Raw genomic sequence first — 24239 nt, forward strand, 5'->3', positions numbered from 1 at the left:
ACTTTTGTTCCGAATTCCACTTCCAGTACCTTCATTTCGCAAAACCCTTCCAGAGGCAAAATATTACCCGCTGCTCCTTGCAGAAACAAACATTCACGCTAGGAATGATGAGCACGCAGCTGAGAAGGATCTGCTACTTTAACGATGTTTTTCATCGTTAAATGCACTGGGTCCTCTCCTTATTCTTCATTTAACGATGAAAAACATCGTAAAAATCCCTTTAACTACCCTGAGAGGCCATCTGCCCTCTTTTAACGATGAAAATCATCATTAACGTGACGGATTGACCTGGAACACTTACTTTAACGATGAAAAAGAGGCTGTCGATTAACTGTGGATTAAAAATACGAACCTCTAAAAATCAATTTTTTGTGAGAAAAACGTCGCTTTTCACCCCGAAAAGTCGATTTAAACAGGTTTAAGTGGCAAGTTTTGATCGATTTCAGTAAACGTTTTGAGTTGTACACAGTTAATCGACAGCCTCAAAAACATCGTTAAGTGCATCGCACGCTTAGATGTACTTATGAATCTTTCTGCCCCAATAGCAGGTTGAGCTCTTATTCCTGTCTATGTACATATCTCAGAAAAACCCAAATCCTAATACAACTGTCCCCGGCACTAAATTTGCGGAGGCAGGGTCGTCATGGTAAAGAGCCGCCATCGCACCCTGTATGCATCCAATACAGCGTGTAATGGCGACTCACAACTCAACCTAACTCAATTCCATTCAACTCAACAGCTATTGAACCAAATATACTTCCAATTCCGATATCGCCATTTCCACACCGGGCTGGGAGGGACCATTCGGGGTCACAGCGACCACCTGGACATACCTGGCATTGGTCTGCGTGATGGTATTATCGCTCGTACCCGAAGTAAATCCCGTTATTTGTTTGACGGTTGTAAAGGCTGACCCGTCTGTCGACGTTTGAATATCGAACGCAGTAGCATACAGAGCTGCTGGCATCTTCACTACAATTCTGTTAATGGCTTGGCTGAATCCCAGATCGGCCCGCAGCTTCCAGACATGCTGACCGTTCGCCAGCGCATACGTAGTGCTGTTTCCGTCGAGCGCTTTGGCTGCGTCAAATCCCGACCACATGGTGGCTGTGCTTCCATCGGAGAAATATGCGGTGGCTGCCTGGTTGAATGCCAAATTCTGTGTGGGCGCCGGATGATACACTTCCAATTCGGATATGGCCATTTGTAACCCAGTCTGGGAGGGACCATTCGGAGTTACAGCGACGACCCGGACGTATCTGGCTTTTCTCACCGTGATCATGTTATCACTTGTACCCGAATTAAATCCGGTTATTTGTTTGACCGTTGTGAAGGTGTTCCCGTCCGTCGATGTCTGAATATTAAAGGCCGTGGCATACAGCGTCGCTGGCATTTTCACAACAATTCTGCCAATGCTTTGACTGGAGCCTAAGTCTACCTGCAGCTTCCAGATGTGTTGACCGTTTGCCAGTGCATGCGTAGCTTCGTTGCCGTCAACGGCTTTTGCTGCCTCAAATCCAGACCACATGGTGGCTGTGATTCCATCCGAGAAATAGGCAGTTGCCGGCTGGTTTAACGCCAGATTTTCGCTTACTGCCGGTGGTGGATTGATATCCTGATAGGCGGACTCCAGTCCAGCATTGCTCATGATCGTTTGTGCTGCAGTTGGCCAAATTCCGTTAGTAACGGTTGTATTATTGTTGACCGTACAATTTGTACATATGCTAGTCATATTCGCAGTGTCTGAATAATTATATTGAACGGTGTTGTCATGAATCGAAAGTGTCCACATCGAAATCCATTTTCCAGTTTCTGTAACGACGTTGTTGTTGATATTCAAATAAGCGCTGCCCTCATCCGGATAAATCCCCCAGCCCCCATAAGAACCATACATATGCCGCAAATAATTTCCGCTTATTGTTGAATTTGGCTGAGCGCTTAATGTATAGATGCCTCCTCCATCGCCGAGTACTTTCATCACATCATGAATGTAATTGTTGGTAATTTGATTGTTTTGCGCATATGAGTTGGCCCCCCAGCCCCAGCCTTGGGAAATCCCTGAATAGGGCAGGTTAGCCAGTTCATTATGGGTAATGGTTGAGTAGCTCGTATAGCCGCCAAAAATACCCACCGCATCAAAATATTCCGCCCCTACCTTCGTAATGTAATTATTCGCTATCGTGTTATAAGAGTTGCGCTCCCTGCTGTCCGCAGGATTGACATGGCTTGGCGTAACATCGCCGATCAGAATTCCACTGGAAGAAATATCCTTAAACACATTACCAACAATGGTATTGTTCTGGCTGCCATATTCAAATACCAGGCCCGCTCCACCTAAATGAACAAAGGTATTTCGCTCCAATCTGACTGATTTTGCCGCATGAAAAGTTACATTTCCCAGCGCCTTCGTTAAGTATTGGGAAGCAGCATCATTTAATCCGGTGAAGGTAAATCCCGCTTGAAGCGGAACATAGCCATCGCTAGTACTCGGCTGCAGCCAGGTGGCATAGGCAAAGGTAAGACCTTTGATTTGCACGTTCTGAAGCGGTGTATCCAGCGTCCCCGTGCCACTGACCAGTGTCTCTAAGGTCGGTGCAACGACAATGGCTGAAGCGATATCTTCACCAGTAAGCGGCTTATAGTACAAGTATCCGGCTGACCGGTCTAAATACCATTCCCCTTCTGCATCCAGAAGCTCATAGGCATTTTCAATCCAGCCAACCGAGTCCAAGCTGGGAGTATCACTTAGCTGCGAGTTGTTCCAGCAATAGTTTTGCATAGTAATGGCTGTTCCAGATATCGAGGACACTGGGCAGCGGAAGCTTTTCCAAGAATTAAAGCCTACTATTTCCATACTGCTTTTATTTCCCCAGCCAGACATACTGGTATCTGGAGCCGTAAACCCTGTAGAGGTTTTCGTGAAGCCTACAGGGTTTTGAGCGCCTCGTGCTCTTGTTGCGCGAACCTCGTTCACATACAACTGCCGTGTATTCAAGGTTGTGCCGACATTAGAACGGTAGATGTTTTTCCCGCTATCGAACAGGCTCCAGCCTGTGATGGTTTGCCCGCCGCTTAGTACAGGTTTTTCTCCTGGATAGGCTTGATAAATGACTTGATAGCCTCCTGTCCCGGAATCCAGCTGAGTCAGCTGGAGGGTTGAGGATAAGCTGTAAGTCCCGCCACGTAAATAAACGATAATGTCTCCAGTCATACTCGTATTTAAAGTGCGAACCTTAGCTTGAGCACCGCTAAGAGAACAAGGAGATCCAATAGTACATACACTGCCGCTGCCTGTAGGTGATGCGTATAGATAGGTTGCAGCCGCATGAACACTCTGCGGCCACGAGGACACGGTTAATAGTAAAGCTGAACACCCAAGCACCATGCTGAGTAATGCTTTGATACATTTTCCGGATAATCCCTTCCTCATATACCATACCTCCAAAAAATATAGTTATCGCTTTATTGATTTAACAATCTTGAAATAACTACGGCAGCTTCAGCACGTGTAGACGAACCGTTAGGATTAAAGCTGTTATCACAGCTTCCAATCATGATGCCTTGACTCAAGGCTAGGGCGACTCCATCGGTTAACGAGGGATGAATGGCCTTCGCATCACCAAATTTCAGCAGTGCCATTTGTGATTCTGTTGTATACGTATAGCCTTGGACAAGCACAAGAGCTCTGGCGGCAATGGCTGCCATTTCAGCACGGCTTATCGTCGCGATCGGGGCGAATGTATCATCGGTACGCCCGTTGATAATTCCCGATTTGGCCGCCGCAGCTACTGAGGCTTGAAACCAGTCATCCGCTTTAACATCACTGAAGGCTGAAACAGCTTCGTCATCTTCCAGGTGGAATGCTTTGACGATCATGGCTGCAAACTCTGCCCGGGTTACTTTATCATTCGGCGCAAATGTACCGCTGCCCCGGCCCTGCACAATTCCCTTGGCGGCTGCAATCCCAATCTCCTTGCCTGCCCAGGCTTGCACGCTGGCAATATCGTTAAAATCCACTTTGTTCTCAACAATCACATAGGTGGAGAACGATTTGCTCTCAGCTTCAAAGTTTTTCGTTGCCGGATTATATTTGCCGCCGTAAAACTCCAGTTTCCCATCAACCAGCTTGGCGAGCACAAGTAAATCCGTATTTATGTTTGCCGTTTGGTCAATCGCCCATTTGATGATAACAGGCTTTGTAAATATAATTTTGCTGTTCGCATCGTTTGTAAATTCAAAATCATATACATCTGCAACTGCTTTTACATTTGCAGTATTCGCTGCCGCGGATGGCGCTTGCCTCAACATGTGCAAGGTCGTGTTCCCCTTCAATTGCTGAACATCAATCGCTAGCGAAATTCCGTTCAGCTTCACTGCAAGAGTCGCAATACCAGCGTCTTTAGCCTTCTGGACTAAATCTGCTGGAATTATGACTTTCGCATTTGTAGAAGCTTGTTTGCCTAAATCAAGCGTTACCGTTATTTTAGCAGGTTCAGCCTTTGGAAAAAGCAGGGCTAATTGTGCGTTTAATTCAGCTGCATGCCGTTTAATTGCAGCGAATACGTCACTGAATTGCTTTGCATCCGGATCTAATACAGCCGTATCACCTGCTGTAGTGACTAATTGGTTAAGCTTGATTTCCGCTTGCTTTTCAATAGCAGCTTTAACAGCGTTTGCTGCTTTTTTGAGTATGGCTTGAGCATCCTCGCCTATAGGCTTAGTGTTCAATAAATCTTGAAGCGCAGCATCCAGCTCTTTCTTAACAGCACCAGCAATGCCTGGCTCCAGCGCAGGAAGTGATGGCTTGGGAGTCGCTGTTGGCGACGGTGTCGGTGCTGGCGACGTTGTCGGTGCCGGCGTTGTTGTTGGATCTGGTGTCCTCGTTGGCTCCGGCGTCGTTGTCGGCTCCGGTGTTGTTGTCGGCACCTGCGTCGTCGTCGGCTCCGGATTGTATACTTCCAATTCGGATATAGCCATTTCGATCCCGGTCTGATAAGGTCCGTCCGGCTTCACAGCCACGACCCGGACATACCTGGCTTTTGTCTCCGTGATAGTATTATCACTTGCTCCTGAAGTGAAATCCGTTACTTGTTTAACGGTTGTAAAAGTAGTTCCATCCGTCGACGTTTGAATATCAAACTCAGTTGCATACAACGTCTCCGGCATTTTCACCACAATTCTGCCGATAGTGTGCCTGCCTCCTAAATCTACCTGCAGCTGCCACAGATGATACCCATCCGCTAACGCAAAGGTGGAGGTATTTCCGTCAACGGCTTTAGCTGCCTCAAAGCCGGCATACATAGTGGCTGTGCTGCCATCGGCGAAATAGGCGGTTGCCGCTTGATTAAGTGCCAAATTCTCACCCGGCCTTGGCGAAGGGTCTATAATGTCCGGTATCGGATTGTATACCTCCAATTCAGAAATGGCCATTTCGATCCCCGTCTGATAAGGACCATCCGGCTTCACGGCAACGATCCTGACATATCTGGCAATCGTCTCTGAGATCTTATTATCACTCGTCCCCGAAGTGAAATCCGTTACTTGCTTGACCGTTGTAAAAGCAGCTCCGTCCGTGGAGGTTTGAATATCAAACTCGGTAGCATACAGCGTCTCCGGCATTTTCACAACAATTCTGTCGATAGTGTGCCTGGCTCCTAAATCTACCTGCAGCTGCCATAAGTGCTGGCCTTCTGCCAATGCAAAGGTGTTCTCTTTACCATCAACGGCCTTTGCCGCTTCAAAGCCTGCGTGCATGCTGGCCCTGTTTCCATCTGCGAAGTAAGCCGTTGCCTTGCGATTTAATGCCAAATTCTCACCTGGCCTTGGTGTCGGATCTTCAGGATCCGGATGGTCATCAACCAGCCTGCTTATCATTACAGGGGCCGAATACGCATACACAGCCATATACCCCGCAGCGCTAATTTTGCTGTCTCCGCTGTCGAGATAATCGATCACCTTCTTGCCATCCACATGAACGGTAAGCTTTACGCCCGCTTCCGTGTTTATCGCACCGAACTGCACCAGATGTTTCTTATCCATCTCAAATACATGATTCGGCAGCGTGCCCTCACTTCCAATTACGCCGTCCACATTACCGTAAAATACGGTACGTGCACCGCCATTGAAGCGCTGCAGCTCAATTTCGTCTGGTTTAAACACCAGGATATACCCCTCATTGGCCGGATCCCATAAAACTTTATCCGCTAATTTCTGCCGGAGGCTGATGGCCGGCCATTCAACTCCCCCTGCGGAGGCCGATTTCATCTCGAACTCCAGCAGTTCATTCTCAAACGTTCTTCCACTGTAAGCGGAAGAGCCGTTGCTGATAAGAATACTTCCTTCTTCCCCATCCTTGACCGTGCTTCCATCCACATACCAGTTATCCACATCATCAATTTCACGATTGAGTTTATAAATAACAGGTGCCGATCCTATGGTTACAGGCGCTGAATAGGCATATACGCCCATATATCCTGCAGCACTAATTTTGCCGTCCCCGCTATCGACATAATCGATCACCTTCTTGCCGTCTACGTACACAACAAGCTTGATCCCCTCATCTGTGTTCGTGGCGCCGAACTGCACCAGATGCTTCTTATCCATCTCGAACACATGATTAGGCATCGTGCCTTCACTACCAACAATCCCATCTACATTGCCGTAAAATACGGTGCGCACACCGCCATTGAAGCGCTGCAGCTCAATCTCATCCGCTTTAAAAACCAGGATATACCCCTCATTGGCCGGATCCCATAGCACTTTATCTGCTAATTTCTGCCGGATACTGATCGCTGGCCATTCGACTCCGCCGGCAGAAGCCGATTTCATCTCGAACTCCAGCAGTTCATTCTTGAACGTTTTTCCCATATAGACCGATGAGCCATTGCTGATGGAAATACTGTTTTCTCCACCTTCTTTTAAGGAAGCACTATCCACATACCAATTGTCCAAATCGGCTATTTCCTGGTGGATGTTATAACCCCGTACGACGGAGCCAGCTGACTCTTTAGTCACATATACTTTCCATGTTTTACTGACAGCTCCTTCAGCATCCTGCAGTTGATAAGATACCATCTGGCTGAAGTCCTTAGGCTCTGCAGTGCTCGGGGTACTATGACAGTCCTCCGATATAATGGCATCGGGCGTCAAATTTGTAATATCTACATCCTCTTGTACACTTATCAGAATTTCTTTCGTACCCGTATTAATTTTGGATTTCAACTGTCCTGGAACATTAAATTGGGTAAATTCACAGGCTGCAGGTACGGCTTCGAATTTAACGTTAGGATTCCAGCTAACATGGTTCAAATCAGGATTCCCCTCGGCTTGAACAACAAAACGGATCTGATCACCCTTAAGCACCTTCGTGTAAAGCTGGTAGCTTTGCTCTTCTCCCTGCGATATTTCCTGAGGTCCCCATATAACCCCGTCATTATTGTATACGCTTCCAAATACTGTAATGTTTTCACTGCTTACTGTATCGGATAGCTTCACATAGCCCCGCGTTGGCGCAGTCCATACCTTACTTGCATACCCATCCTGATTCAATGGGGGCCAAGTGCTGTCCAGATGGCTGGTAAAAGGTGAAAGCTTCCAATAGTCCGGTTCCAGTCCTGCCTGGCTGATGATGTTCTGAGCCCTAACAGGCCAGTTACCATCCGTGATGATCATATTATTGGTAAGTGTGCAATTCGTACAGGCATTAGCCATATTCGCTGTATCCGAATAGTTATGCTCAACGATATTGTCATGAATCGTCCCTGTCCACATGGAGATCCATCTTCCCGTTTGTTTGATCACGTTGTTGTTAATATGAAAATAGGCGCTGCCTTCATCCGGATAAATGCCCCAGCCTCCATAAGAGCCATACATATTTTGCAAATAATTCCCGCTTATCGTTGAATCCGGCTGAGCACTTAAGGTATAGATGCCTCCGCCATCGCCTAATACTCTCATCACATCGTGAATGTAATTGTTAGTAATTTGATTGTTCTGAGCGTAGGAATTGGTTCCCCAGCCCCAGCCTTGAGAAATGCCTGTATAGGGCAGGTCTGACAGCTCATTGTGCGTGATCGTTGAATAACTGGTATAACCGCCAAAAATGCCCGGCATATCCACGTATTCTGCGCTCACATTCGTGATATAATTGTTGGCAATCGTGTTATGGCTATTGCGCTCCCTGATATCAGCCGGGTTGATAGCGCTTGCGATAACGTCACCAATCATGATGGAGCTTGATGAAATATCCTTAAACACATTTCCGGCAATCGTGTTGTGCTGGCTTCCATATTCGAAAACTACACCAGCCCCACCTAAATGGGTGAATGTATTGTTCTCAAGTTTGATGGATTTGGCCGCATGAAAAGCAATATTACCGAGCGGCTTCGTTAATTTCTGGGAAGCCACATCATGAAACCCGGTGTAGGTAAACCCCGCTTGAAGCGGAACATAGCCATCGTTTGTACTTGGCTGCAGCCAAGTCGCATAGGCAAAAGTAAGGCCTTTCATTTGCACATTCTGAATCGGCGCATCCAGCGTCCCCGCTCCACGAACCAATGTTTCTAGAACCGGTGCCACAACAACCGCAGAAGCCATATTTTCTCCAGCAAGAGGCTTGTAGTATAAGTATCCCTCTGTCCGGTCTAAATACCACTCACCTTCTGCATTCAGAAGCTCGTAGGCATTTTCAATCCAGGCTATCGAGTTTAGTCCGGGCGTATTCGCCAGCTGCGAATTGTTCCAGCAGTGGTTCTGCATCGTAACAACCGTCCCTGAAATCGATGAAACCGGGCAGCGGAAGCTTTTCCATGCGTTAAGGCCCACGATCTCTATATGGCTTTGATTTCCCCAGCCAGACATACTGGCATCTGGAGCCGTAAAACCCGTGGAGGTTTTGGTGAAGCCAGCCGGGTTTTGAGCACCGCGTGCTCTTGTTGCCCGAGCCTCATTCACATACAACTGACGCGTGTTTAATTCAGTGCCGACATAAGAACGATAAATGTTATTCCCATCATCAAACAAGCTCCAGTCCGTGATAGTTTGCCCGCCGCTTAGCACAGGAGTTTCTCCCGGATAGGCTTGATAAATCACCTGATAGTCCCCTGTCCCGGAGTCTAGTGAAGTTAGTTCAAAGGTGGAAGATAAACTGTAGGTCCCTTCGCGTAAATAAACGATAATATCTCCTGTCATGCTTGTATTCATCGTACGGACCATTGCCTGCGCATCCGTAAGAGAACAAGGGGATTCAATGGAGCATGCCATTCCACTACCAGCGGGTGATGCGTAAAGGTATACCGGTGCTGCAGCATAAGCGCTTTGCGGTAACGTGGAGACGAACATAACTAATGTTGAACAAAAAAGCACCACGCTGAGCAATACCTTCATCCATTTTCCGGCTAAACCCTTCATCGTTTGCAATTCCTCCATTCATTTGATTATACGCATAGACAAACCCTATCACCCACATATACGCCCAACCCGATCATGAATCGGGCTGGGACGACAACGAAATCGCTATGAATTCGCTAACCTATACGAGGGTCATTGCTGCCGCAAGTCTGCAATTATTTGGTGGTCTTCCAGGCATCAATTTGTTTTTGCATCTCAGCTATGATCTTGTCAGCCCCTGCAGCCTTTTGCTTGGCCAGAAACTCATTGTATTTCGCTTCTGTGCTTACACCCAAATCGATCGCTCTGGAGTACTCGTCAAAGATCGCACTTACTTTTCCGATTTCAGCCTTCACAGGCTCAGCATCGAAGCTGAAACCTAACAGCTGGGACGGCAATGCGTCCGCATTCAATTTCTTCGTATCCTCCCACACATTCGCAGGCATTCCTTTTTCCACATAAGCAAGGAAATTGGTAGCAAACATCCAAGGTACATTGGGAACATAGGCTTTAGCCTCATCGCCTTCTTTGATCATGAATCCATCCGCATCCAGCTTGAAGTGCTTATCTTTGATTCCGAAGTTCAATAGATTGTACAGCTCTTTATCTGAATTCAGTAATTCAAGCAGCATCATCGCTCTTTCCGGATTTTGCGAATTTCTATTGATGGCTTGCATGGTGGCAATGATGCCATTAGTTGTCAAGTGGGCCGTTCCGGAAGGAAACTGGATTCTTTCGTACCCTGCCTCAGCAGTGGACTCGACATCACCGCTTGGTTTATAAGAGCCGCCAATACCTACTGAAACTTTTCCTGTCTTGGCTTCTGTGCCATCTTCCGTTTTTTTGGAAATACGATCCTTCGAGTTTAAATATCCTTTGGCATTCCAGTCTCTCATCAGCGCTGCATACTTTTTCACGCCCTCAGTTTCATACTGATTGACTACAGTGAGTGTTGAATCTGAGAAATCAACCGCTCCTGGAATCTGGATTCCGGCAATAGGCTCAAGATTGAAGAACAAGCCGTCCAATTGAACCAACGAAGTGTAAAAACCCTTTTGCGGAAAATCTTTCTTTACACTTTCAATAAAAGGCTCCAGCTGATTCAAGTTATCGGGATTAAGCTTACCGCTCAAAGCAGGAATGTCGAGCTTATACTTCTCAGCTTCTTCTTTCGAAACGACGACAGCGGGAGTTCTGGCAGCGATCTGCTCATTAATAAAGCCGTAAATTTGCCCTTTTACTTTGGCAGCATCCCAAAATGATTTCGGAACTGCAGCAAATGTTTTCGGCGCATACTCAGCAAGCAAATCATCCAGTGGCAAAAAGGCCCCTTTCGCTACATTCTGGCTGTAATTGTTCATCCAGTTCGAAGTAAAGGCGATATCATACGGTTCTCCTGAAGCAATAACCACCTGCATCTTCTGGTCATATTCACCAAAACCAAATGGTTTGAAATCTACGGTCGCATTGATTTTTGCCTTCAGCACTTTATTAACTTCAGCAAAAATCAAATCTTGATCCGCTTGTGGAAAGGCCCCCGGGAAATACCACGTCAGCTTAACTTCCGGCAAGCCTGCTGGTGTCTCTGCCGGCTTTTCGCTTACAGCGCTTACACTTTCTTTCTGCGTTCCACAAGCAGCAAGCAGCATGCTTAGAACAAGTACCATAATTGTTGCGAAGATCCCCACTTTTGAAATTTTAAAACTTCTCAACATTTTGTATCCTCCTCTTTCGTATGTGTACTATATCTTAAAATGGGCTGCAGCCCATATCTAAGCGAGCCTGGTGGCGAGGGGAAAGTAATTTCCCGTCTGCGATAATTATGATAATATAAATATTAGTTTTTTCATTTGAAAAATGCCAGTTCTTAAACGCTGCCCAAGTTCTCTTTAGAGTAAAAATGAGTAAAAATGAAGTTCTCAGAGTCACTTTTTGTTCTGATTTTAGTATTTTACTACTTGAGCTCATTATTCGATTGATTTATCTTCGCCTTTCAGGTTAGTCTTTAGGTATAGGAGGTTGCGATATGATTAAAAAGTTTATTGTTAAAAATCCATTCCAGCTTTTTTTAACTATACTACTGCCCTTTTTATTGAGCACACTGCTGGTGATTTTTGTACAATCCTCATTCCAGGGACGAATTTTCGAAAAATTTGCTCTGGAAATGGTCTATAATCAGCAAAAAACGGACCTGCAACACACAAGCAGCAACGTCAGCCTCATGGAAAAAACCGCCAATTCAGTAGCAACCACAGCTTTTTTTGATGATACGATTAAAGACCTCTTGTATACCGATATACATTCTGAGGATTACATTAAATATGAAAGAAAGCTGCAATTCTATAAAAATATTTATCCATTCCTGCAATCCATTTATATTTATAATGGTCACAATATTCAAGCTGTACCGAGCATGAACTTTATTTATGACCGCAGCTCGTTTAACGATCAAGGCATTTTTCCTATTTTGGATGACATTCGAAACAATAAAACGCATAGCATCATACTGCGCAAGATTCCTAGCCCGTTATCAGAACCAGGTTCGGATGATCCGGACGCATTCATTTATGTGTATTCCTATCTGTTTTTTGATTCTCAAGTGCAGAGTGGAAAAGTAAGTGAAGCCATCATCCTGAATATTTCTGAGGAATGGCTTAGAAAAAGCTTCAGCTCCTCGGATCAGTCAAAAAGTCGGATTTTTATGATCGATCGCAATGGGATTCTGTTGTCCAGTGATTCCATACATCCATTGCTAAGCGATTTAAAAGAAAATGAATTTATTCAAACCATCAACGCTTCTGCTGAGCCCACTGGACATCTTCGAACTGATGTGGATGGTGTCGATTCATTTGTAACCTATGCAGCTACCGATGTCTTCGACTGGAAACTAATCAGCATTACGCCCTACTCGCACATTGTGCAGGATATAGTCAAGATGAAGCAAAAAACATATCTTCTGGTACTTTTCTTCCTTATAGGGAGCATTGCTTTATCGTTGTATTTTTCACGAAAGCTGTATATCCCGATCAAATTGGTTATTCAAAACTATAACGTGTTTGAGCGCAACAATACTTACAACAAGAAGCAAGACTTTTTGCGAAAAATGGTTTATTTGGATGAGCCTGCTTCTACGGATTCTTTGGAAAAGCAGCTCACCGCCTACAATATTGCGCTCAAGCCTGCCGATTCCTTGCTGATCATACTCATAAAGCTGGATCACTATGCGGAATTTTGCTCCAAATTCAACCTTACGGATCGCGGACTGCTCAAATATGGTGTCATAAATATCGTCTCCGAGCTGCTTGCCGGTGTCTATAAGCATGAATGTATTGATATGGAAGAAGATCAAATTGTTGTACTGATCAGCTACAGCTCAGCAGAGCTTCCTTCCAGAAATGAACAGCTGATTGCCCAGTTCCAAGAAATTCAAGCTAATACAAGGCAATACCTGAACCTTTCAATCTCCATTACTTTTAGCGAAGCTTTTGAATCGTTAGCCGGTCTGAATCATCACTATTTAAAAACATTGGATCTATCCTTTTACAGATTTATTTGTGGTCATAATTCGTTGATTTTCCATGAAAACTTAAATATTCTTACCGACGATTTCAAATACCCCCTGGACCAGGATAAAAGAATGACAGATGCCTTAATTCAAGGTCAATTAACCGATGCCAAGAAAGAACTGTCCGGCATCATCGAATATGCGTCAACATACAGCTTTACCCTTATAAACTCCGTCATCATTCGCTTGCTTTTGTCCATTCGCCAAGCGATTGAAGTGCTGGAAGCCAATTATGCCATCCAAGTCAATTTCAACTTGAATATTTATTTGGCCAAGGTGCAGAAGATTGAAACCTTAGCAAACATACAATCCGACTTTCTGGATCTGTTCGAACATTTATCTATGGAGCTGGAAGCCAAAAAAGAAAATAAATATATCAAGCTGGTGGAAGAGGTCGCTCAAATTATTCAGCAGGATTACCCTAATCCAGCCTTGTCATTGGTTACTATTGCCGAGAAGGTCAATTTATCTCCCTCCTATGTAGGAAAGCTTTTCAAGAAACACCGGCTTATTTCTATCACCGATTACATCAACAACATTCGGCTTTTATCTGCGCGGGATTTAATCGCAACCTCAGATGAGGCCATTAATGTGATTATGGAAAGCTGCGGTTTTTTAAGCCGGAGCCACTTTTTCACCCTGTTTAAAAAGGTTTATGGCGTGACGCCTATTCAATACAGAAGTCAATCCAAGGCGCTCAAAGGTGAGGATGACCCCACCTCCACGCAGCCCTGATTAATCCGTGTCAGGCCTATCCATGCCGGGCACGGATATGCCCAGACAGCGGTCAATCAAATTTCGGGTAATTCGCTTGACCCTTGGATCGGGTCCCTGCACCCGCCCAAACGTTCCCGATGCCGGAATGTGACCCGGCGGGCTGCTTAATCCCTGCGCCCACCAAATCGTCCCGGCACTAAACACCCAGTTGTTGTGCGGACCCGGGTAGATGACAGCTGCATGCCTGCCATCGTCCATCCTCGTCTCGCCATCCAAGCCTACGAGCGCTTCTTCCGGCTGAGTTCCTATCAAATCACTATGGGCCAGTATGTCCAGGCCTTCTATTTCCTTGAACGGCACGCCGTGATATTCCCAGCCGATCAACCCCGGTATGCTGTCGCCCGCCTTCATGCCAGTGCCTGTAAATACCCAGTGCTCCGGCTTAGCCACCGTCCAGTCTCCGTATCCCGCAGCATGCGAAGCCGCCCCCATAAGCTCATGTTCATCCAAGAACCGCTGTTTACGGGCAAATGACCGGAGCGGCCCTCCTGTGGCGTTGCTTTCATAAGGAATGATCTCATGATAGACCGCGTTCCCGGAAAGAAAGAGCAGGCTGACCCCCCTATCCCGAGCTGCAGCTGCATGCTGATACATATCTCTAGTCCAATATTCATCGTGTCCCGAGGAAATAAAAACCTGACAGGTTTCCAAGAGGCTGGGGTCACTGTGAAGATCAAGATTGGAACAATACGTGACATCATAACCCTCTGCCTCAAGCCAGTATTCCAAGGGAAACTCCCATAAGAGAAACTCTCCTGAGCCGCTGGATAAAGGCGAGTCAACAACCTGGAAATATTTAGAATACGGCCGGTCAAAACTGACACGAACATTAGGACCCGTATACCAAGGCCCAAGCCCGTTGTCGTAAATGGAGCTGGTCGCTGGCCATTTGTTATACGCCTGCCAGGTCAGATCGCTCACTTGGACGAGAACCTCCGTCTTACGCTGCTGCTTCACTACAAAAATGATGTAGCTCTGGGCACCCATCGGTACATCCCTGGTCAGCTTTGCCAGATAAACACCGCTGACCCAATCATCGGGAATTTGCAGAGTCACACTCGGCCGCCAATTACATTCTCTGAGCCGTTCTACCGTCTCCAGGGGCGTTGGCTGTTCTTCTCCGCCGAATGGGCCGAGGTGCAGCATATGCCGGCCTCCAGTGCCACCATAATGCCCCAGCCGGTAAATATCCACGGTGAACGGGCATGCCGGAGACGTGCTGACCATAAGGTCGATGCCTTCGCCAGGGTAGACACTGGTGCGGGAAGCATAGCCCTCAATCGCCGAGGAGCGGGCGCCGTGGAGCAAATCGCTTAAATTGCTGTCAGAGGCACTTCCTTCTACACCTCCTTGAGAGATCTGCGGATCATCGAACTGATACCGGGTTAGCTGCCAGTCCAACGTTCCTGGCATCAGATTTTCCTTCACTGTTTCGTTGGCTGTTTCATTGGCTGTTTCATTGGCTGTTTCATTGGCTGTTTCATTGGCTGTTTGATTTGCCATGATCGTTCACTCCAGTTAGCTATTTGTTATTAGCCTTCGCCTAGTCTGCCGACTGAGCAAGTCTGCTCGCTGTTGGCATTCCTTTATACCAATAGCAGTCTACGATGCCTTCCTGTCCTTGGTACAGCAGGCGCTCCTGCTCAAGCTCTTCCAAGCGCCCAGTCCTTCCGCCCGCATAATCGTCCAACCGGCGGATCGTCGTTTTTAAGCTGGCCAGAAGCCCGCCGTAACGGAAGTCAATGACCTCCCAGCCAAAGGGCTTATACAACTGATGCCACTGACTCAGGTGGCATTCCCGCAGATCTTCCACCCTGGCAATCAAATCAACCAGTTCCACTTGTGCATAATGCTGCAGGGACGTTACATCTCCAGCCCTGTAATCGCGGGTGATTCTCAGACCAATCTCCGATTTGACAGCAAGTACGTGGCATAACCTTTGTAAAATTTCAAATACTTGCCCCCATTCTCCATTCCGCTGCACAGCCTGCGCATAGTGAAGAGCTAGCTTGGCGTAATGCTCAGCTATCGGCAGCCCGTCGATATTTTTATCGAACATGCCCATTAAGACCTGCTGCCACAGCAAATAGCGGGACGGATTTGCCGTTTCGAGATTCCCTTCGGAAGTTCCGGGAATTTCGTCGACAAACCGGATATCCATGAAATCATCGTAATGACCTCCGGTGCAAAATTCGAATCTCCGCTTCAGTTTTCCTTCATCCAGTTGTTCAGCATAACCATGCTCCGCGAACAGCTGCAGCCCAAGGAGCGCGGAATAAATATGGCATTCCGTCCCGTCATCCCCCCATAAGGTAGCGATGATCTCCTTTATACCTTCTTTTTTACAGGCCGTCATCGCTGCATCGGTAGCTGCAAAGGTTGCACCATAATTCAAGCAGAAGCCCTTCCAATTCCAAATACCGCCGGCAAAAATAGGGGTTGAGCCAAATTGCTTATGCTTGCGGATAAAATCGATGTAGAAATCCACATCGTAATGATAATAATCCCAGTAAATATGCTGGATGCCCTTGGGCATTTCCTCCAAAATAGACGCAGGCAGAACCATATCCCGGTCATAATTATCACTCATTCCCGCCCCTGCACGGAAATACATATCACTCCATATCATCGGCTTCAAGCCGTACTTTTCCGTGATCTGCAGCACTTTGGCAAGATGCTCGTTCATGATCTCGAATTTGGAGCGCAGTCCATTTTTGAGCAGGTAATTCCCTTGCCCCAGCTTTAAGGCTTCATCCATGCCAATATGGATTCGCTTCGTCCGGACCGGGTTCGTCGCCGCAACGATCATCTGCTCGATAAATGCGTAGGTTTTCTCTTCTCCCACGAGCAGCGTCTCCCGATCCTCCTTGATGTCGTTGAAGTCGTTCCATTTCAGTACATCGCTCAAATGGCTTAAGGTTTGAATGCAGGGAATCAGCTCAATGCCGAATTGATCGGCATAATCGTCGCATGCCCGAATCTCCTCTTGCGTATACCGGCCCCTCATATATCCGAAATAGGGCTGCTCCACGACCTCAAAACTGTCTTCAGCATACAGCATCAGCATATTTAGACCCATAGCAGCCATCTTGGTAATGAGCCGTCTTAGCGTGTCTGCTTGCAGCACAGCATTGCCCTGAGAGATATCGATCATCGGACCGTTCATGCTGAACTGAGGCACTTCGGTTATGTCGCATTCTTGTTCATGCTGCAAACTTTCCAGCAGCAGTCCCAGCGCCCGAAAAAACTGATGCTTATGCTCGTAGTGAATATGGGCCTTATCTCCCTCATACACGACTACAATTTTGTTTTCGTTTTTCTGTGTCACTTGAACGGGCATGCCGTCTTCGCTTACGGTGAATTGAAATTCTGCTGCGAATATTTGTATGCCAGCCTCCAGCTCTGAATCCTCCAAAATAAAATGCAAATTCACTTCTATTCCTCCCGTTCAAATATTAAAAGGCCAACTGCCCACCATCGACTACAATCGTTGTACCCGTTATAAAAGCCGCATCATTGGAAGCCAGAAAGGCGAATACCCCAGCTACATCTTCCGGCATGCCCACTCTTCCAAGCGGTATTTTGTTGCGAATGTAGGCTTCAACAAATTCAGCGTCGTCGATCACTTCAGACATCGGAGTTTGAATATAGCCTGGACAAACCGCATTCACTCTAATGTTATAGCTTCCCAGCTCTAACGCCATCGTTTTCGTCAATAAAACAATGCCGCCCTTCGATGCATTGTAGTGTGCGTATTTGGCCTCACCTACAATCCCATTGGTTGAAGACATATTAATAATGATACCCCCACCTTGTTTGACCATCTGCCGGGATACCTGCTGTGCCGTATAGAACATTCCGTTTAAATTGACGTCGAGCATTTTGCGCCAATTACTGTGCTTAAGCTCCAGAAAGTCTTCTTCCCAAGCAATTCCGGCATTATTAGCGAGAATATCGATACGGCCCCATACAGAAATGACCTGTTCAACAGCCCTTTCGATTTGATCGGCATCGGAAACATCGGCCAATAAGGGCAGTATTTCATAACCCGCAGCAATAAATTGCTGCTCCACTTGATTTAATTCCTCCATACTGTGGGAAACTAGCGCCACCTTTGCACCTTCGGCAGCGAAACGCCCGGCAATGGCCTTGCCAATACCGCGGCTTGCTCCGGTCACTAAAGCTATCTTGTTGCTAAATCGCGACATCCTGTTCATTCCTTTCAAGTTAACCTTTTACTGCACCAACCGTAAGCCCCCGAACAAAGTGTTTCTGGAAAAAAGGGAATACCAGCAGCATAGGTCCTGCTGCCAGAATCGCCATCGCCATACGGGCAGATTCTGATGGTAATATCACATTTTTCATTGCTGGGGGCATCATATTGCTTGAGTTAGTCAGAAACGCAATGTTATTCATCATCCTGTACAGCATAAATTGCAACGGCACCAGACTTTCCTTCTCTATATAGAGCAGGCTTAACCACCAATCATTCCAATACTGCAGCAGTGTAAATAAGGCAACCGTAGCAAGCCCGGGCTTGGCAAGCGGGAGAATCATTTGAAAAAAGATTCTGAACTCACTCGCTCCATCCATCATGCAGGATTCAATAATGCTGTGTGGTATTTTCTGCATGAAAGACCTTAGGAGCAGAATAAACCAGGGAACCGCCAAATAAGGAAGAATCAACACCCAAATGGTGTTTTTCAAATGCAGATAGTTGCTAATTAGCATGTAGGTAGGAACCAGTCCCCCATTAAACAGCATCGTAAAAAAAACGTAGAAGCTGAGCTTGTTTTTCAGTTTAAAATCTTCACGCGACAAAGGATAAGCTATTCCGGCAATGACTAATAAAGAAACAAACGTCCCAAAAAAACTGACAAACAGCGAAACTTTGAAAGCATTTAAAATCTGCAAGGGCTTATATAAGATGTAGGCGTATGCCGACATATCAAACATTTTTGGAAACAGCCGATAACCGTTTTTAAGAATATCTGTTTCATTACTTAAAGAAACGGAAAGAACAGCGACCAGCGGAAACAAACAAGCGAGACTAAATAAAATGAACAAGAGATTGATCAATACCTGTGGTCCTATTTTCCTGAACACCATGGGCCTGCCTCCTTTGCGTTTTTTTAAAATAATTTATTATCATCATTTACTTTTTTCACGATAAAATTGCTAAGCAAAACTACGATAAAGCCCATCGTTGACTGAAATAATCCCACGGCCGAGGACATGCCCAAATCACCGGAAACCTTTAACATGCGGTAAACATAAGTATCAATGACCTGTGTCACTGGAAACAGCTGTCCAATCTCCCTCGGAACGAAGAAGAACAAACCGAAATCCGAATAAAAGATTTTCCCAATCGATAATAGAGTCATAATCGTAATTAACGGCATTAGAAGCGGAACCGTGATGTTGCGGATCATCTGAAATTTGCTGGCTCCATCAATGGATGCTGCTTCAAAATATTCTTGTGAAATCCCCATAATTCCCGCATAGAAAATAATGCTCATATAACCGAGACCCTTCCAGACATTGATTAACGTTAATAGGATGGGCCAGACCCAGGATTGGGTGTAGAAATCGAAATTAATACCCATTTTTTCTAATAACGAAGTGATCATTCCATAAGGTCCAATGAAGGAATAAGTCATATAAGCGACAATGATCCATGAAAAGAAGTAAGGGAAGAAAAATATAGTTTGATATACTTTAACCAGCTTTGTACTTAAAACCTCATTCAACAAAATGGCGAACACAATAGAAAGGAACGTCCCCACAGCAATAAAGATAATATTGTAGGAGAGCGTATTTCTCACAACTAGCCAAGCATCGCTGGAAGAAAAAAAGAATTTAAAGTTTTCAAAACCAACCCAAGGACTATGAAACAGCCCTTTCGCGTAATTAATGTCTTTGAAAGCAATAAATATACCTGCCATTGGAACGTACGAGAAGACAAATATAAGGAGTATTGCCGGGAGTGCTAATATACTTAATTGTATATTCTTTTTATAAGACTGAGAGAGAGGTGATCCTTGCCGCTTGTTCACTGATGTTTTTACACTCCTTTAACCAGATTTAATTCAACCCTAGCTCTGCAAACCTTGCAGGGCATTGCTGCTTCTTGGCTATATATTAGTTTCTGCCTGTTGGAAAAACCAGTTCTAATACGCTGTTTGAGTTCTTTATGGAGTAAAAACGAAGTTCTCAAAGCAGATTTTTGTTCTGAAATCAGGTATTGGACTAGCTGTGGGACATTTAACATCCTTTTTGAAGTAAGATAGTACACTTGACAAATAACGATTACGCATGTAATCTTAAAAAAATAGAAAAACCGATTACGATTGTAATTGTTGGAGGAGACCACTATGAATAAGCTGCCGCATATTTCAGAAGCCGAGTGGGAGGTCATGAAAATTTACTGGTCTAAATCCCCGGCGACAGCTAATGATGCTATCGATGTGCTTGGCGATAATACGGTTTGGAAGCCAGCAACAATAAAGTCACTGATTAGCCGATTGGTCAAGAAAAAAGCGCTTGGATTTAATCAGGAAGGAAAAGTTTATTATTACTTTCCGCTGGTCAGTGAAGAGGAATGTCTGAGCGCGGAGAGTCATTCATTTCTTAGGCGGCTTTATGGAGGAGCATTAAAGCCAATGCTCGTTAATTTCTTAAAGCAGGACCAATTAACGGCTGAAGATATCGAGGAACTGAAACAGATACTCGATGAGAGGAAGAAGTGAAGATGAATACCTTTATTGATGCACTTTCCGGTTTATTCAATTGGATTTTAATGACTTCTTTAATGTCTTCTATTTTGGTCGTACTCCTGTTCGTCGTTAAATTCCTGTTGAAAGGCAAGCTTACAGCAAGATGGCAGTACGCCCTCTGGTTTGTATGTATAGCAAGATTGATAATGCCATGGACGCCCGAAACTTCGTTTAGTATGTATAATTTTTTCTCGTTTACGAACCAGCAAAGCCAGGTATCCATTTTACACATTGGACAAAGCGACACTGTTATACAGGGCATCCAAACACCGGAGCAACCTACACTTATTACTGGGCAAGGAACTGAGCTTCTCGAAGAGTCTGGCCGTGACACTAGTAAGCTTCCGTGGGGTTATGCAGCTTTACTGGCAGTATGGGTAGTTGGCGTGCTTGCATTTGCAGCCTATCTTTTCTGGATGAACAGGAAGTTTAACCTGAAAATGAAAAAGAATCGGATTGCTGCGCCAGATCATATTTCAAGTATCCTGGAGCAATGCAAAAGAACCCTGCGCGTTAAAAGAAACATTCCCATATGGATCCAGAATGAAGTCGAAGGACCTACGCTGCATGGATTTTTACGTCCACAATTATTACTACCTGATCCAGATCCATTTAGTGTCAATGAAATCAGACATATCCTCCTTCATGAATTGGTTCATTACAAGCGTAAGGATATATGTATAAATTGGTTAATGACAGGCCTGTTGATCTTGCATTGGTTTAATCCATTACTATGGTATGCCTACAAACGATTGCGCGAAGACCAGGAATTATCATGCGACGAAATAGCGATCTCCCAGCTGCCAGCTGATGAAGTAAAGGAATATGGAAACACCATTATTAAATTGATCGAAAGAACCACACAGACTCTGAAAACACCTGCTGTCACAAATTTTTCATCTGACCGGTCACAACTTAAGAGGAGAATCATGATGATTAAACTATTTAAAAAAAGCTCGTCGAAATGGTCACTTCCCGGACTGGTGGTACTTGTATTCCTTGCCGTCCTGGCTTTAACGAATGCCAAGGAATTGCCTCAGAATAAGACAATTGATAGCAACAGCAACGGCAACACTAAAACTAACATCACTGACACTATTACGCCCATTAGCCACTCTGCCGCAAAAAAAGAACGCTATACCCAGCTCCAGGCAGCGTTCGAAACGGAAAAAGCAAAATTAGCAGCCATGCCTTCTCAAACCCAAGAGGAAATTGAAAAAACGGCTGCGCAAGAGCAGAAGGTGAAAGAAATCGCTGGGGAGGTGGGATTGCTTGCAAAAGAAGTTGACCCCGACTATCCAAGACAGGAGCTGGAAAGCAAAATTGCGGGGGCGAATGCGGTACTGGGAGACAGCAGTAAGCTGCTACTTTCCTACAAGAAAAGCAACAGCCCGCAATACGAAGTTTTTCTTAAACTGAGCGAATATAAAAAAGAACGGCTTGCAAAGATTGAGAACGAGTACCAGAAGAAAACGAAAACCATTCCAGAGCTCTTGGAAGAAATAGAAGAGTTATTGCTCATGAAGGCAATTCCTCAATAATAGCTTAAACATGAGCAAGAACATTCACAAGCTTGCCAAAGGGGTCACGGACGTAAAATCTGCGAACACCCCAAGGCTCATCAGCAGGACCATATTCAATTGGAAAACCTGCAGCTTTCATTAGCTCCAGCACCGTGTCCACATCATCGACTTCAATCGATAAATCCGGCACGGCGGTATCCGAACCTCCCTGCGAGGCAAAACTAATTTGGACGCTCATTTGTTCCGCCGAGCCATAAGTGGCAATCCAGCCATGGTCCATCAACAAATCAAGGCCAAGCACGTCTTGATAAAAGCGCTTTGCCGCTGCCACATCCGGAGTCTTTATATTGGTAACGATTCGTTTAACTGTCACAGGTTCAACCTCCATTCTCTTTCCGCTTCATTAAATAGATTTGCTTGTATTCGACCGCCCGGACAGGCGCTGTCCATTCTTCGGATTCAGGTGTAATGTCAATCGCATCCTCTACGGCCTGCAGCTTGGCATCCAGCTGATCGATATAATGCAGCGCCACGGCCTCGGGCAGCTGCGGCTGCACAGGGCTGCCCCATTCCCCCAAATTATGATGCGATAAAATCAAATGCTGCAAGGCGACTATATTCAGATTCGATGTCCCGATCCCTAATTGGATCGCTGCCTCCACAATCCAGTTGGAAGCAATGGAAATGTGCCCGAGCAGCCTGCCTGTAAGGCTGTAATCCGTAGCTACCCCTAATTCAGCGTTCATTTCTTCGGTTTTGGCTATATCATGCAGGATAATCCCTGCGCGAATAAGATCCGGCTGAAGAAACGGCCGCTGCTTAATAATAAATTCTCCTAGCTCCAGCATCCGGACAATATGATAAGCTAATCCTGCATAGTAGGCATGGTGAATTCCTTTTGCCGCGGGGTAGTGCATGAGCTTGTCCTCGGCCCTGGCATGTATGTACTCCACAATAGCTTTGATTTCGGCGTCTTGAATGCTTGAAATAGTCTGCTTGATCACATATAAAAGATCTACCGGTTGAATTGGCGCAGAACGAATAAAATCTGCCAAAGCAACGCCATCTTCATCCTCCGCCTTGCGGATACGCATAATTTTTAACTGAGGCTTCTCTTTATACAGCTGCACAAGCCCTTGAATTTTGACCAGCATCATCGGAAAATAAGTTTCTTTATCCACTGCAGATACGTCCCACAGCTTCCCTCCAATTTCCCCACTCTGATCCATAAACACAAAATCAAAATAATCCTTAGGCGGAGTCGTATTCGTTTGCTTAACATCCGCGCTTTTCAGCAAATAGAAGCCTACGATTTCATCGCCTGCTGAGAATGTTTTAATAAGAGTCATCTTAATCGCTCCCTGTCATATTCAGCCACAACCCGCTTCAGCGCGAGATGACGCCAAGCCTGTTCCATGTGCTGCCGCAGTTCCTCTGCTTTTACTAAGGATAGGCGCACAAGTATATAGGGGTAACCTTGGTAGTGGTCCGTTATGTAATATGTTTCAAGGTCTGCCTGCAGCAAAAAGTCACGCATCTCGAAATCCATCTTCAAAACCAGAGTTTCTTCATCATCCTGGATCCGGCAAAGTATTTTGCCACGAACCCGGAACGCGGGCGTCCCGTAGGCTGTCCCCTCTTCTGTCCCTGGAAAGGAATGTGCCAGCTTACGAACGAGCTGTAAGTTGTTTGGATTCAAGATACATGCCTCCTCCCTTGTATGCTGTATAATGTGGTTCTTTTCAATTTCACGCTTCTGGGAAAAGCTTATTAGCCAAGCATGAATAGTTGATTTTGCTGCCGAAAATCGCTATATTGACTATACGTTTAACCACTTCCAGTATAGCAAACGCCAGTTCTTAAGTATAGGAAATTAATGAAAAATGCTAGCAGTAAGGTGCGCATATCCAACCCAAATGAATCCAAATTAGCTCCACCCGGCTAGTCCAATTATTGATATTTGTTGTATTTTTGCGTAGAATTTATATGCTTACGGACATCAGATCCGCTATTCGTGAATTTTAATGTCATTTTGGATCGTTACGGACATGAGGTACGCTATTCCTCTTATCTATGGGTTTATGGGATCCTTTTTGTACGAATAAGAGATCTGATGTCCGTAAGCATTCTTAAATAGGGATTTTTGTTGCAAATAAGGTCTCCTATGTCCGTATGTACAAATAACTTATAGAAACGATGGTTGTAATGAAA

General features: G+C 45.5%; 14 protein-coding genes. 3 read left to right on the forward strand and 11 right to left on the reverse strand.

What is annotated here, in order from left to right; genetic code table 11:
- Positions 1-739: 739 nt before the first annotated feature.
- The 3 genes from J2Z66_RS02195 to J2Z66_RS02205 form a co-directional block, all read right to left on the reverse strand.
- Positions 740-3430 (reverse strand): discoidin domain-containing protein, encoded by a 2691-nt coding sequence (locus J2Z66_RS02195; RefSeq protein ID WP_209969382.1) that lies wholly within the window; start codon positions 3428-3430, stop codon positions 740-742.
- Positions 3431-3462: 32 nt separating this feature from the next.
- Complete coding sequence (locus tag J2Z66_RS02200) at positions 3463-9408, reverse strand: S-layer homology domain-containing protein (RefSeq protein WP_209969385.1); 5946 nt, start codon at positions 9406-9408, stop codon at positions 3463-3465.
- A 155-nt stretch (positions 9409-9563) separates the two neighbouring features.
- Positions 9564-11102, reverse strand: coding sequence for an ABC transporter substrate-binding protein (locus J2Z66_RS02205; protein ID WP_209969387.1), 1539 nt, complete (start codon positions 11100-11102; stop codon positions 9564-9566).
- A 311-nt stretch (positions 11103-11413) separates the two neighbouring features.
- Between J2Z66_RS02205 and J2Z66_RS02210 the strand changes: the two genes are divergently transcribed.
- Entirely contained in the window at positions 11414-13687 is a 2274-nt protein-coding gene (locus J2Z66_RS02210; RefSeq protein WP_209969390.1) for a helix-turn-helix domain-containing protein, read from the forward strand.
- Here the strand turns inward: J2Z66_RS02210 and J2Z66_RS02215 are convergent, their stop codons facing one another.
- The 5 genes from J2Z66_RS02215 to J2Z66_RS02235 are packed head-to-tail and all read right to left on the reverse strand — an operon-like array spanning position 13688 to position 19785.
- The gene (locus J2Z66_RS02215; RefSeq protein ID WP_209969393.1) at positions 13688-15232 is read right to left on the reverse strand and encodes a N,N-dimethylformamidase beta subunit family domain-containing protein; all 1545 of its coding nucleotides are present in this window, start codon (positions 15230-15232) and stop codon (positions 13688-13690) included.
- Positions 15233-15272: 40 nt separating this feature from the next.
- Positions 15273-17162 (reverse strand): beta-N-acetylhexosaminidase, encoded by a 1890-nt coding sequence (locus tag J2Z66_RS02220; protein ID WP_209969397.1) that lies wholly within the window; start codon positions 17160-17162, stop codon positions 15273-15275.
- Positions 17163-17184: 22 nt separating this feature from the next.
- The gene (locus J2Z66_RS02225) at positions 17185-17937 is read right to left on the reverse strand and encodes an SDR family NAD(P)-dependent oxidoreductase (protein WP_209969399.1); all 753 of its coding nucleotides are present in this window, start codon (positions 17935-17937) and stop codon (positions 17185-17187) included.
- A gap of 19 nt (positions 17938-17956) precedes the next feature.
- Positions 17957-18838: a carbohydrate ABC transporter permease gene (locus J2Z66_RS02230; protein WP_209969402.1), complete on the reverse strand. Its 882-nt coding sequence runs from the start codon at positions 18836-18838 to the stop codon at positions 17957-17959.
- A 23-nt stretch (positions 18839-18861) separates the two neighbouring features.
- A complete protein-coding gene (locus J2Z66_RS02235; protein ID WP_312894337.1) occupies positions 18862-19785 on the reverse strand; it encodes an ABC transporter permease in 924 nt (307 codons plus the stop codon).
- A gap of 318 nt (positions 19786-20103) precedes the next feature.
- On the opposite strand from J2Z66_RS02235, the gene J2Z66_RS02240 reads away from it, so the two are divergent.
- Positions 20104-20478, forward strand: a complete 375-nt coding sequence (locus J2Z66_RS02240; protein ID WP_209969405.1) for a BlaI/MecI/CopY family transcriptional regulator — start codon at positions 20104-20106, stop codon at positions 20476-20478.
- A 2-nt stretch (positions 20479-20480) separates the two neighbouring features.
- Complete coding sequence (locus J2Z66_RS02245) at positions 20481-22046, forward strand: M56 family metallopeptidase (protein ID WP_209969408.1); 1566 nt, start codon at positions 20481-20483, stop codon at positions 22044-22046.
- A 4-nt stretch (positions 22047-22050) separates the two neighbouring features.
- Here the strand turns inward: J2Z66_RS02245 and J2Z66_RS02250 are convergent, their stop codons facing one another.
- Genes J2Z66_RS02250 through J2Z66_RS02260 form a run of 3 tightly spaced genes read right to left on the reverse strand, consistent with a single transcriptional unit; the run spans position 22051 to position 23727 of the window.
- Positions 22051-22401, reverse strand: a complete 351-nt coding sequence (locus tag J2Z66_RS02250; protein WP_209969411.1) for a VOC family protein — start codon at positions 22399-22401, stop codon at positions 22051-22053.
- 4 nt (positions 22402-22405) lie between these two features.
- Positions 22406-23377, reverse strand: a complete 972-nt coding sequence (locus J2Z66_RS02255; protein ID WP_209969414.1) for a 3'-5' exoribonuclease YhaM family protein — start codon at positions 23375-23377, stop codon at positions 22406-22408.
- The gene (locus tag J2Z66_RS02260; protein ID WP_209969418.1) at positions 23374-23727 is read right to left on the reverse strand and encodes an MmcQ/YjbR family DNA-binding protein; all 354 of its coding nucleotides are present in this window, start codon (positions 23725-23727) and stop codon (positions 23374-23376) included. The genes J2Z66_RS02255 and J2Z66_RS02260 overlap by 4 nt, the downstream gene beginning before the upstream one ends.
- Positions 23728-24239 lie beyond the last annotated feature (512 nt).

Origin of the sequence: Paenibacillus eucommiae (assembly GCF_017874215.1) — a bacterium.
Classification (GTDB): Bacteria; Bacillota; Bacilli; order Paenibacillales; family NBRC-103111; genus Paenibacillus_AI; species Paenibacillus_AI eucommiae.

Excerpts from the sequence above, each read along its gene's own strand:
- J2Z66_RS02255 (WP_209969414.1), bottom strand. The coding sequence starts at position 23,377 with ATGACTCTTATTAAAACATTCTCAGCAGGCGATGAAATCGTAGGCTTC.
- J2Z66_RS02245 (WP_209969408.1), top strand. The coding sequence starts at position 20,481 with ATGAATACCTTTATTGATGCACTTTCCGGTTTATTCAATTGGATTTTA.
- J2Z66_RS02215 (WP_209969393.1), bottom strand. The coding sequence starts at position 15,232 with ATGGCAAATCAAACAGCCAATGAAACAGCCAATGAAACAGCCAATGAA.
- J2Z66_RS02200 (WP_209969385.1), bottom strand. The coding sequence starts at position 9,408 with ATGAAGGGTTTAGCCGGAAAATGGATGAAGGTATTGCTCAGCGTGGTG.
- J2Z66_RS02210 (WP_209969390.1), top strand. The coding sequence starts at position 11,414 with ATGATTAAAAAGTTTATTGTTAAAAATCCATTCCAGCTTTTTTTAACT.
- J2Z66_RS02225 (WP_209969399.1), bottom strand. The coding sequence starts at position 17,937 with ATGTCGCGATTTAGCAACAAGATAGCTTTAGTGACCGGAGCAAGCCGC.
- J2Z66_RS02205 (WP_209969387.1), bottom strand. The coding sequence starts at position 11,102 with ATGTTGAGAAGTTTTAAAATTTCAAAAGTGGGGATCTTCGCAACAATT.
- J2Z66_RS02240 (WP_209969405.1), top strand. The coding sequence starts at position 20,104 with ATGAATAAGCTGCCGCATATTTCAGAAGCCGAGTGGGAGGTCATGAAA.
- J2Z66_RS02195 (WP_209969382.1), bottom strand. The coding sequence starts at position 3,430 with ATGAGGAAGGGATTATCCGGAAAATGTATCAAAGCATTACTCAGCATG.
- J2Z66_RS02230 (WP_209969402.1), bottom strand. The coding sequence starts at position 18,838 with ATGGTGTTCAGGAAAATAGGACCACAGGTATTGATCAATCTCTTGTTC.